We start from the raw sequence: 12,021 nt of genomic DNA, 5'->3' as shown, positions 1-12,021 counted from the left end.
CGGCGTCGTACCACCGGCTCGGGGCCGGGCCGATTCGGCCCGGCCCCGAGCCGTTCGTCCGCGCGGGCCCGCGTCCGCCTGCGTCCGTCCGCTTCCGCACGCGGCGGCGCGGGTGATGCGCAGGTCGATGCGGGTCGGCTCATCGCGCGGCGACGTCGGTGCAGTGCCAGCGGGCACGGCCATAGCCGGGTCCTGAGTCGGCGTTCCCGGGTTCGAGGCGGAAGGCGATCGCCCGGACCACGTCGTCGTCCAGGGCGACCACCGCGGTCACCTCCAGCGCGCCGCCCGCGGTGGGGAAGACCCGGCAGCGGCATACGTACGGGGTACGGCCGCGGGCGCGGCGCCGCCAGTCCGCGCGTTCGGCGTGCAGCTTCCACAGCCGCTGGTAGGCCTCGTCCCTGACCCGGCCGGCGAGGGAGGTCAGTGGCCGGCGGCCGGTGAGGACGTCGAGCAGCCGCTCGGCGAACCACAGGTGCGGCGGTACGGGGCGCGCCGCGGGCCCGGGCCTGGTCGTGGGGCGGCGCGGGTCGGTACGGCGCGGCGGGGCGGTGCCGGCGGCGGGGCGGCGGCCTGGGTGCGGCGGTGCGGGACGCGGCGCCGTGGGATGCGGTGCCGGCGCGGGACGGGCTGCCGGGTGCGGCGCGGTCGGGTGCGGCGCGGTCGGATGGGGCGCCGCGTGAGGTGTCGCGCGGGTGGCCGGGCGGGCCGTGGCGCGGGTGCTCGGTCGGTTCGTGGGCGTCATGCGCATGGCTGTTTCCCCAAAGATCGTTTCCGGTGGTCGATGGGGTGGTTGTAGGCGGCGGCAGGGATCACGGGCAAGCGGCCGGGCGGCCGTCCGGGGGGAATCCGTCGGACGGGAGAGATTCACCTGTGAAGGTGGTGACACCCGTATGCTTCACGCCATGCGCGTCTACATTCCCACCACCCTCGCCGGGCTGGCCGAGGCGTACAAGGCGGGCGAGCTGGGTCCGGCCCCGCTGGACGCCTTCGCGGTCACACCGAGCCTGCGCGAGTGGTACGTCTCCGACGACATCGAGGAACTCGAGTACGCGGCGCTGACCCGAGCCGCTCAGGCGTCGCTGCGGATGCTGGCCGTGCGGCCCGAAGTGCCGCGCAGGCGCGTGGTCGTGGCGGTCGACGTGGCCGACGGCGCGGTGCGTCACGACCCCGACCGCGGCCTCGATCCCGCCGCGCTCGGCGAGGTACGGCTGGCCGGTGCGGTGCGACTCGCCGAGGCGGCCGCGGTGCATGTGGACGCCGACGACGCCGAGTCCGACGTGGCGGCGGCGGCCGACGCGGTGGGCGCGGTGGACGCCGGGGACGAGGACGCACAGTTCACCGTCGACGGTGCCGAGGATCACGAGCTTTTGTGGTATGCGACGCAGGAGATTCCCCACCTGATCGGCTGACCCCGCACGGAAGTTATCCACAGGCCGGAAACGGGCTGTCGCTCTGCGCGAGTAACGTTCCTGGTGTGAACGCGCACCTCGTATGGGACTGGAACGGGACCCTCTTCAACGACATCGAAGCGGTGGTCGGGGCGACCAACGCCTCCTTCGCGGAGCTCGGCCTGCCGCTGATCACCGCCGAGCGGTACCGCGAGCTGTACTGCGTCCCCGTGCCGCTCTTCTACGAGCGGTTGCTCGGCCGGCTGCCCTCGGACGAGGAGTGGGCCGTGCTGGACGCGGGCTTCGAGCGGCATTACCTGCGGCTGGCCGAGCAGTGCGCCCTCGCCGAAGGAGCGGCCGAACTGCTGGCGTCCCGGCAGGCGTCGGGCCTCACCCAGTCGCTGTGCTCGCTCGCCACGCCCCAGCAGCTGCTGCCGTTCGTCACCGCCCACGGCATCAGCGGGCACTTCGTGCGGATCGACGGCCGCAGCGGAGCGGCGATCGAGGGGAAGTCCGGTCAGATGGCCCGGCACCTGGCCGCGCTCGACGGCCTCGACGGCCGCCCCGTCGTGGTCATCGGCGACGCCTTGGACGACGCGGCCGCCGCCGCCCACGTGGGCGCGTTCGCGGTGCTGTACACCGGCGGTTCACACAGCCGTGCGAGCCTGGAGACCGCCGGGGTGCCGATCGCCGACAGCCTCGCCGAGGCCGTCGAGCTGGCCGAGCGAATAGCGAGCTGACCTGGACAGGAGCCCCGGTTTCTGTCCATTCGGGCCAAACGTGTGTGGTGCATTTGTACGAAGACGGCGCATGACAGCCACCCCGGCCGGGACGATAGCCTGGCGGGCGTGATCACTGTTGATCCGTGCTCCGGGGGCATCGCGTGCTGACGGGCACGACGAGCCTCCTTTCCGGCATAGCGTCGTCCCGTAGCGGAAACCCCGCGTCGCGGTACGTCGTGCCATCAACCGACGTCACGCAATGGCGCGCGACAGGAGTCAGAGGACATGCAGACCAAGCTGGACGAAGCCAAGGCGGCGCTTCTCGAACGGGCGGCTCTGGCAGGTGAGAACAGCCCGGCGGGGGGACCCCCCGGCCAGGGGCTCGACGCGCTGGCGCTGACCGCGTTTCTCCAGCGCTACTACCTGCACAGCGCACCCGAGGACCTGATCGACCGCGACCCGGTCGACGTCTACGGTGCCGCGATGTCGCACCACCGCCTGGCGGAGAACCGCCCGCAGGGCACGGCCAACCTCCGGGTGCACACCCCCACGGTGGAGCAGAACGGCTGGCAGTGCAGCCACACCGTGGTCGAGGTCGTCACCGACGACATGCCCTTCCTGGTGGACTCGGTCACCAACGCGCTGACCCAGGCCAACCGGGCGATCCACGTGGTCGTCCACCCGCAGTTCCACGTCCGCCGCGATGTCGCGGGCAAGCTGATCGAGGTCATCGGATACGCCTCGGCGGCCGAGGGCGAGTCGCTGCCGCACGACGTGCTGGTGGAGTCCTGGATTCACGTCGAGATCGACCGGGAGACCGATCGGGACGACATCAAGGAGATCACCGCCGATCTGCGCCGCGTGCTGTCGGATGTGCGCGAGTCCGTCGAGGACTGGACGAAGATGCGGCAGGCCGCGCTCACCATCGCCGACGAACTGGCCGCCTCCCCGCCGCCGCTTCCCGAGCAGGAGACCGGCGAGGCGCGGGAGCTGATGCGCTGGCTCGCCGAGGACCACTTCACCTTCCTCGGCTACCGCGAGTACGAACTCACCACCGACACCGACGGGGCGGGCGACACCGAGGGCGAGGACGTGCTCGTCGCCGTGCCCGGCACCGGCCTGGGCATCCTGCGCTCCGACCCGCAGCACCCGCACAACGACGGCACCCACCCCGGGCACCCCGGCCACCCCACCTCGCCGTCCTTCAGCCGGCTGCCCGCCGACGCCCGCAAGAAGGCCCGCGAGCACCGGCTGCTGATCCTCACCAAGGCCAACAGCCGCTCCACGGTGCACCGCCCGTCGTACCTGGACTACATCGGGGTCAAGAAGTTCGACGCCGAGGGCAATGTGATCGGCGAGCGGCGCTTCCTCGGGCTGTTCTCCTCCAGCGCCTACACCGAGTCCGTGCGCCGGGTGCCCGTGGTGCGCCGCAAGGTCGAGGAGGTCCTCGAAGGCTCCGGATACCAGGCCGGCAGCCACGACGGCCGCGACCTGCTCCAGATCCTGGAGACCTACCCGCGCGACGAGCTGTTCCAGACCGGCGTCGACGAGCTGCGCTCCATCGTCACCAGCGTGCTGTACCTCCAGGAGCGCCGCAAGCTCCGGCTCTACCTGCGCCAGGACGAGTACGGCCGGTACTACTCCGCGCTGGTCTACCTGCCGCGGGACCGCTACACCACCGCGGTGCGGCTGCGCCTGACCCACATCCTCCAGGAGGAACTCGGCGGCCTCAGCGTCGACTTCACCGCCTGGAACACCGAGTCGGTGCTCTCCCGGCTGCACTTCGTGATCCGCGTCAACCCCGGCAGCCGGCTCCCCGAGCTCAACGACTCCGATGTCGAACGGATCGAGAACCGGCTCGCCGCCGCCGCCCGGTCCTGGGCCGACGGCTTCGCCGAGGCGCTCAACGCCGAGTGCGGCGAGGAGCGCGCCGCCGAACTCGGTCGCCGCTACGCGGACGCGTTCCCCGACGGGTACCGCGCCGACTTCGCCCCGCGGGTCGCCGTCGCGGACCTCCAGCACATCGAGAGCCTGGGCGAGGACGACTTCACCCTCTCGCTCTACGAACCGGTCTCCGCCGCCCCCGAGGAGCGCCGTTTCAAGATCTACCGCACCGGCGCCCCGGTGTCGCTGTCCGCGGTGCTCCCGGTGCTGCAGCGGCTCGGCGTCGAGGTGGTCGACGAGCGCCCGTACGAGCTGCGCCGCGTCGACAACTCGCGGGCGTGGGTCTACGACTTCGGGCTGCGCCTCGACCCCGCGCTCGGCGATCTGGGCGACGACGCGCGCGAGCGGTTCCAGGAGGCGTTCGCCGCGACCTGGACCGACCGGGCCGAGAACGACGGCTTCAACTCGCTGGTGCTGCGCGCCGGGCTGGACTGGCGGCAGGCGATGGTGCTGCGCGCCTACGCGAAGTACCTGCGGCAGGCCGGTTCGACCTTCAGCCAGGACTACATGGAGGACACCCTCCGGACGAACGTCCACACCACCCGGCTGCTGGTCAACCTCTTCCAGGCCCGGCTCTCGCCCGACCACCAGAAGGCCGGCAGCGAACTGACCGACGGCATCCTGGAGGAGCTGGAGGGAGCCCTCGACCAGGTCGCCAGCCTCGACGAGGACCGCATCCTGCGTTCCTTCCTCACCCTGATCAAGGCGACGCTGCGCACCAACTACTTCCAGCGCGCGGCGGACGGCAAGCCGCACTCCTACCTGTCGATCAAGTTCGACCCGCAGGCCGTGCCCGACCTGCCCGCGCCGCGCCCCGCCTACGAGATCTGGGTGTACAGCCCGCGGGTCGAGGGCGTGCACCTGCGGTTCGGGAAGGTCGCCCGCGGCGGGCTGCGCTGGTCCGACCGCCGGGAGGACTTCCGCACCGAGGTGCTGGGCCTGGTCAAGGCCCAGATGGTGAAGAACACCGTGATCGTGCCGGTCGGTGCGAAGGGCGGGTTCGTCGGCAAGCGGCTGCCCGACCCGGCGGTCGACCGTGACGCGTGGATGGCGGAGGGCATCGCCTCGTACCGGACGTTCATCTCCGGCCTGCTCGACATCACCGACAACCTGGTCGGCGGCGAGGTGGTGCCGCCGCAGGACGTGGTCCGGCACGACGAGGACGACACGTATCTGGTGGTGGCGGCGGACAAGGGCACCGCGTCCTTCTCCGACATCGCCAACGAGGTCGCCGTCTCCTACGGGTTCTGGCTCGGCGACGCCTTCGCCTCCGGCGGGTCGGTCGGCTACGACCACAAGAAGATGGCCATCACCTCCTCCGGCGCCTGGGAGTCGGTGAAACGGCACTTCCGGGAGACCGGCCACAACACGCAGGAAGAGGACTTCACCGTCGTCGGCATCGGTGACATGTCCGGCGACGTCTTCGGCAACGGCATGCTGCTGTCGGAGCACATCCGGCTGGTGGCCGCCTTCGACCACCGGCACATCTTCCTCGACCCGAACCCGGACGCGGCCACCTCCTACGCCGAGCGGCGCCGGATCTTCGAACTGCCGCGCTCCTCCTGGGCCGACTACGACTCCTCGCTGATCTCGGCCGGCGGCGGCATCTACCCGCGCACGGCCAAGGCGATCCCGGTCAGCGCGGCGGTCCGCGCCGCGCTCGGTATCGAGTCGAAGGCGGCGAAGCTCACCCCCGCCGAGCTGATGAAGGCGATCCTCAAAGCCCCGGTCGACCTGCTGTGGAACGGCGGCATCGGCACCTACGTCAAGGCGTCGACCGAGACGCAGGCGGACGTCGGCGACAAGGCGAACGACGCGATCCGGATCGACGGCACCGACCTGCGGGTCAAGGTGGTCGGTGAGGGCGGCAACCTCGGCTTCACCCAGCTCGGCCGGATCGAGTTCGCCCGTTCCGGCGGCCCCGACGGCACCGGCGGCCGGATCAACACCGACGCGATCGACAACAGCGCCGGCGTGGACGCCTCCGACCACGAGGTCAACATCAAGGTGCTGCTCAACAGCACCGTCGCCGAGGGCGACATGACGGTCAAGCAGCGCAACGCGCTGCTCGCCGAGATGACGCACGACGTCGGCAACCTGGTGCTGCGCAACAACTACGCGCAGAACGTGGCGCTGGCCAACAGCATGGCGCAGGCCGGCAGCCTGCTCCACGCGCACCAGCGGTTCATGCGGCGGCTGGTGCGGGACGGCCGGCTGGACCGGGCGCTGGAGTTCCTGCCCACCGACCGGCAGATCCGGGAGAGGTCCGCGGCCGGTGTGGGCCTGACCCAGCCGGAGATGGCCGTCATCCTCGCCTACGCCAAGATCACCGTGGCCGACGAGCTGATCCAGACCGAGCTGCCCGACGACCCGTATCTGCGGTCCCTGCTGCACGCGTACTTCCCGGTGGCGCTGAGGGAGCGTTTCGCCACGCAGATCGACAACCACGCGCTGCACCGCGAGATCGTCACCACCGTGCTGGTCAACGACACGGTGAACACCGGCGGCACCACCTTCCTGCACCGTTTCCGGGAGGAGATCGGCGCGACCACCGAGGAGATCGTGCGGGCGCACACCGCGGCCCGGGCGATCTTCGACCTCGGCCCGATCTGGGACGCGGTCGAGGCGCTGGACAACACGGTCGCGGCCGATGTGCAGACCCGGATCAGGCTGCACTCGCGGCGGCTGGTGGAGCGCGGCACCCGCTGGCTGCTCAACAACCGGATGCAGCCGCTCCAGATCGCCGAGACCATCGAGTTCTTCGGTGAGGGCGTCACCGCGGTGTGGTCGCGGCTGCCGAAGCTGCTGTGCGGCGCGGATCTGGAGTGGTACGGCACGCTGCACGACGAGTTGACGGCCGCCGGGGTGCCGGACGAGCTGGCGACGCGGGTGGCCGGGTTCTCCTCGGTGTTCCCGGCGCTGGACATCGTGGATGTGGCGCGGCGGGCCGGCAAGGAGCCGCTGGACGTCGCCGAGATCTACTTCGACCTCGCCGACCGGCTGGGGATCACCCAACTGCTGGACCGGATCATCCAGTTGCCGCGGGACGACCGCTGGCAGTCGATGGCGCGGGCGGCGATCCGCGAGGACCTGTTCGCGGCGCACGCGGCGCTCACCGCCGACGTGCTCAGCGCGGGCGAGGCCGGTGCCACCCCGGAGGAGCGCTACCAGGCGTGGGAGGAGCGCAACTCCGGTCTGGTCACCCGGGCCAGGACCACGCTGGAGGAGATCCAGGGTTCGGAGGAGTTCGACCTGGCGAGCCTGTCGGTGGCGATGCGGACCTTCCGTACGCTGCTGCGCACGCACCACTGAGGTCCGACTGAGGTTCGAGGGGGCGGGCACCCGACATCTGGCGCCCGCCCCCGCCTCTGACCCGCCTCCGCCTCTGACCCGCCTCCGCCTCTGACCCGCGCTCGCCCTGCCCCCGCTCCCGCCCCGCGGCCTTACGGGCTCGGCATCTTCCACAAGGTGAGCTTGCCGGTATAGACGGGCGTCTTGTAGTAGTTCTCGCTCGGGGTGGTGCCGGTGATCAGCCACATGGCGAGGTGGCCGGAGGTGGTCACCGTGCAGAGCCGGTCGCCGGTCCTGATCAGCGGGTCGTCGCCGACCAGGTCGCTCGCCTGGACCTGGCCCGGCAGCGGGTTGGCCTCGGCGGCCTCCCGGCAGGCCACGGGGGACGCGCTCGCGGACTTGCCCGTGGGCGTGTCGAAGGTCAGGTAGTCGTCGCCGTAGTTGAGCTCGACCTGGCTGCTGGACAGGCTGTGCTTCGGGTCGACCAGCGGGGTGTCGAGGTCGACGTCGGGGCCGGGGTCGATGGAGTTGGGCGGGCGGACCGTCAGCGAGCGGTCAGCGAAGATCACCTGGTAGCCGCCGTCGCCGGCCGAGCCGCCGCCGGGGGTGGTGGCCGTGTTGGTGGCCGGTGCGGTCGCGGGGCTGCTGGGCGTGCCGGTGGACGGCGAGCCGCCGGAGTGGGTGGCCGGCGCCGAGGTGGCGTGGTCCGGGCCGGCGGAGGAATGGCCGTTGTCGCTGGTGTACCGGGTGATGGCGTAGGTCAGGGTGACCGCGAGGACCAGGGCGAGCGCGCCGCCGCCGATCACCAGCAGCTTGTGGGCACGGCCGCCGGGTGTCGGGACCTGCCGCGTGTCGGGCTCGGGGTCGGTGTTCGGCGGGCCGTAGCCGGCCGGTGGTTGCCCGGCGCCGGGGATGCCCGCACCGGGGGAACCGGGTGCGCCGGCTCCCGGGTGGTTCGGTGGCACGCCCGGGCCCGCTCCGAACCCGGTGGGCGGCGCGAACGGGGGGACCGGGGGCTGTCCGGCTTGGGAGCCGGGCGGTGCGAAGGCCGGCGGGTCCGGCACGGTCGGCCCGGAGACGGGTTCCGGCTGCGGCGGGTTTTTGGCGGCGGCCTCCCGCCGTACGATCTCGGCCGCGACCGGCTGCGGCAGCCAGTCGGTGAAGTCCCGCAGCGAGCGGCCGGCGGCGTGGGCGCACAGTTCGGCCAGTTCGGCGGGGGAGGGCCGCACCGCGGGGTCGGCGGTGAGGCAGCGGGTCAGCACCGGCCGCAGCACGTCGGGGTAACCGGACAGGTCCGGCGGTCGTATGGAGGTGTTGGCGATCTTCGTGGCGAGGGTGATGGCGCCCGCGTCGCCGTAGGGGTGGCGGCCGGTGGCGGCGACGGCGGCGATCAGGCCGAGCGAGAACAGGTCGGCGGCCGGGGTGAGTTCGAGCCCGTTGGCGTGCTCGGGGGACATGTACTGCGGGGTGCCGATGAGACCGCCGCTGCGGGTGAGCTGGGTGGAGTCGGCGGCCCTGGCGATGCCGAAGTCGATCACCCACGGCCCGCCGGCGGCCAGCAGGACGTTGCTGGGCTTGAGGTCGCGGTGGATGATCCCGGCCGCGTGCACGGCGCGCAGCGCCTCCGCGGCGCAGCCGACGAGTTGGAGCACGGTCGGCAGCGGCAGGGCGCCGTACCGGGCCAGCGCCTCGTTGAGCGGCAGCCCCGGCACGAACGTGGTGGCCAGCCATGGCTGGTCGCCGGTGGTGTCGTGGTCGACGACCGGGACCACGTGGTAGCCCTGTACCTGCCGGGCGGCGCGTACCTCCTGCTGGAAGCGGCGGCGGAACTCCTCGTCGCGGGTGTACTCGCGCCGGATCAGCTTCAGCGCGACCGGCTGCCCGCCGCGGGTGTGCGAGAGGTAGACGGTTCCCATGCCGCCCTCGCCGATCCGGGCGACGAGCCGGTAGCCGGCCTGCTCGCGCGGGTCCTGCGGGCCGAGCGGGCGTAACTGGCCGCCCTGGTCCGGGTTTTCCCCGCCGCGCCCGGCCGTACCGCCGCTCGCGCTTGCCCCGCCGTACGCGCCTGCCCCGCCGTACGCGGGTCCGTTGCCGTACATGTGTCCGTCGTCGTGGCCGGCGATGTCGGGCACCCCCCTTGGATAGTCGAAACGGCCTGATGGTACCGAGGGCGCCCTTCCCGCATCGGCCACGTCGTCAACTCGGGTCAGGTTCGGGGCACATCGGTGACGTACGAAGCCGCGGGCGGCGAGGAACGGGAGTCGTGCGGACATGACGGCGCCCGTTCTCCCGCCGGGTGGGCGGGCGAACGGGCGCCGGGTTGGGGCTACTTCACCGCCCCCGCCATCACGCCGGAGACGAACTGCCGCTGGAACGCGAAGAACACGACCAGCGGGACCACCATCGACAGGAAGGCGCCGGGCGCCAGGATGTCGATGTTGTCGCTGAACTGCCGTACCTGTTGCTGGAGGGCGACCGTGATCGGCTGCGAGTCGCTGTTCGCGAAGATCAGCGCGACCAGCATGTCGTTCCACACCCACAGGAACTGGAAGATGCCGAGCGAGGCGATCGCCGGGCCGCCCAGCGGCATGATCACCCGGGCGAACAGCCGGAGTTCGCCGGCGCCGTCCAGCCGGGCGGCCTCCAGCAGTTCGCGCGGGATCTCCGCGAAGAAGTTCCGCAGCAGGAAGATCGCGAACGGCAGCCCGAAGGCGGTGTGGAAGAGCACCACCCCGGAGATGTCGCCGAAGATCCCGATCTTGCCGAAGAGCTTCGCCACCGGGACCAGCGCCACCTGCACCGGCACCACCAGCATCGCCACCACCCCGATGAACCACCAGTCGCGGCCGGGGAACTCCATCCACGCGAAGGCGTAGCCGGCCAGCGACCCGATCACCACGACCAGCAAGGTGGCCGGGACGGTGATCAGCGCGGTGTTCCACAGCGAACTGGTGATCGCGTGGTTGTCCAGCAGGGAACGGTAGTTGGTGACCGTGAGCTGGGTCGGCGAGGTGAAGACCTTCCACCAGCCGGTGGCCGCGATGTCCTGCCGGCTGCGCAGGCTGGACAGCAGCAGCCCGATCGTGGGCATCAGCCAGAACAGCGCCACCACCAGCAGGACCAGCCGGAGCAGCCCGCCACTCGCGGCGCCGGCCAGCCGCGCCCCGATCCCGCGCCGGCCGGCACCCGAAGCCGCCGTGCTCGGAGCCGCCGCGCCCGGAGCGCCCGTCACGGCCGCACCCGTACCCGTACCCGTACCCGCTCCCGCGATCGCGCCCTCATCCGTCGCATCCGCGCTCATCGCCGTCCCTCCCTGCGCAGCCGCCGGATGTTGAAGATCATGACGGGCAGCACCAGCAGCAGCAGGATCACGCCGATCGCGCTGCCCACGCCCAGGTCGTTGCCGCCGCCGAAGGACGACAGATAGAGCTGGAGGGCGAGCACGTTGGCGTTGGACTGGGTGTTGCCGGGCGCGATGATGTAGACGAGGTCGAAGATCTTCAGCACGTTGATCATCAGCGTCACCATCACCACCACCAGCACCGGGGCCAGCAGCGGCACGGTGATCCGGCGGAAGACCTGCCACTCGCCGGCGCCGTCCACCCGGGCCTGCTCCAGCAGTTCGCGTGGCACCCCGGCGAGCCCCGCAGCGATCAGCACCATCGCGAAACCGGCCCACATCCACACATAGGAGCCGATGATCGAGGGGGTGACCAGATCCGGGCCGAGCCAGTTGATGCCGTTGTACTTGCCGGAGAAGTTCGAGGCGGGCAGCCGCAGTTGGGCACCGGCCGCCTTCGCCGGCAGCGCGTAGGTGCCGTCCTTGCCGGACTTGGCCGAGGCGATCACCTTGCCGTCCTTGACCGCCTCCACCTTCACCCCGGACAGCGCCTTCTCGCCCGGGTCGATCACATTGGGCTTGCCGGTGCCGCCGGGCCGGAAGTCCAGCCACACCGTGCCGGTCACCGAACCCGGCTTCGCCGGAGCCGGCTTGGCCTGCTTCGCGTTGGACGGCAGCTCGGTCGGCGGGATGCCGACCAGCGGCAGGTCCGCCGACGTGCCGATGCTCGCGGTCGATGTGGAGGTGAACGACCCGCCGGCGGTCGGCTTCAGGTCGCTGTCCGGCCGCGGACGCGCCCCCGGGTAGGCGGAGTTGCTGGTGAACGTGTCGTGCACGGCCACCACCACGGCGTTCGCCACGCCGCGCGAGGGGTCCTGCTCGTACACCAGCCGGAAGATGATGCCCGCGGCCAGCATCGAGATGGCCATCGGCATGAAGATGATCAGCTTGAAGGCCGTTCCCCAGCGCACCCGTTCGGTGAGCACCGCGAAGACCAGGCCGAGCGCGGTCGCCACGGTGGGCGCCACCACCACCCAGATCGCGTTGTTGCGGACCGCGGTGAGGATGCCGTGGTCGGTGAAGACCGTGCCGAAGTTCTTCAGCCCGACGAACGAGTCGCCGTTGGCGTTGAAGAGGCTGCGGTAGACGGTGTAGCCGATCGGATACGCCACCAGCGCGCCCAGCAGGACCAGCGCGGGCAGCAGGAAGAGCGCGGCGATCCACGGGCGGGTGCCCATGACACTGCGGCGCTTGCCGGGGCGCCGGCCGGAGCCGGGCCCCTCGACGGAGTCCGTGGCGGACCCCCCGACGGGACCCGGACCAGCCGGAACGGGGA

The 12,021-nt window shown here is 71.6% G+C and carries 7 protein-coding genes; 3 read left to right on the top strand and 4 right to left on the bottom strand.

Going from position 1 to position 12,021, the window contains the following annotated elements; genetic code table 11:
- Positions 1-139 precede the first annotated feature (139 nt).
- Positions 140-742, bottom strand: a complete 603-nt coding sequence (locus ACIPAE_RS06660) for an Rv3235 family protein (RefSeq protein WP_328464648.1) — start codon at positions 740-742, stop codon at positions 140-142.
- A gap of 160 nt (positions 743-902) precedes the next feature.
- Between ACIPAE_RS06660 and ACIPAE_RS06655 the strand changes: the two genes are divergently transcribed.
- From ACIPAE_RS06655 to ACIPAE_RS06645, 3 genes are all read left to right on the top strand, one after another.
- Entirely contained in the window at positions 903-1,409 is a 507-nt protein-coding gene (locus tag ACIPAE_RS06655) for a DUF6912 family protein (protein ID WP_329369022.1), read from the top strand.
- Positions 1,410-1,474: 65 nt separating this feature from the next.
- A complete protein-coding gene (locus ACIPAE_RS06650) occupies positions 1,475-2,128 on the top strand; it encodes an HAD family hydrolase (RefSeq protein WP_402443272.1) in 654 nt (217 codons plus the stop codon).
- A 267-nt stretch (positions 2,129-2,395) separates the two neighbouring features.
- Positions 2,396-7,366 (top strand): NAD-glutamate dehydrogenase, encoded by a 4,971-nt coding sequence (locus tag ACIPAE_RS06645; protein ID WP_329369025.1) that lies wholly within the window; start codon positions 2,396-2,398, stop codon positions 7,364-7,366.
- Between the two features lie 131 nt (positions 7,367-7,497).
- On the opposite strand, the gene ACIPAE_RS06640 is transcribed toward ACIPAE_RS06645, so the two are convergent.
- The 3 genes from ACIPAE_RS06640 to ACIPAE_RS06630 form a co-directional block, all read right to left on the bottom strand.
- Positions 7,498-9,477: a protein kinase gene (locus ACIPAE_RS06640; protein ID WP_402443270.1), complete on the bottom strand. Its 1,980-nt coding sequence runs from the start codon at positions 9,475-9,477 to the stop codon at positions 7,498-7,500.
- A 194-nt stretch (positions 9,478-9,671) separates the two neighbouring features.
- On the bottom strand, positions 9,672-10,646 hold the full coding sequence (locus ACIPAE_RS06635; protein WP_402443268.1) for a carbohydrate ABC transporter permease: 975 nt from the start codon (positions 10,644-10,646) through the stop codon (positions 9,672-9,674).
- Complete coding sequence (locus ACIPAE_RS06630) at positions 10,643-11,923, bottom strand: sugar ABC transporter permease (protein ID WP_329369032.1); 1,281 nt, start codon at positions 11,921-11,923, stop codon at positions 10,643-10,645. Before ACIPAE_RS06630 ends, ACIPAE_RS06635 begins: the two co-directional genes overlap by 4 nt.
- Between the last annotated feature and the right edge of the window lie 98 nt (positions 11,924-12,021).

The organism is Streptomyces sp. NPDC087270, assembly GCF_044744625.1.
Classification (GTDB): Bacteria; Actinomycetota; Actinomycetes; order Streptomycetales; family Streptomycetaceae; genus Actinacidiphila.
Note: the sequence above shows the minus strand (reverse complement) of the source record. Positions and strands in the feature narration are given on the sequence as shown.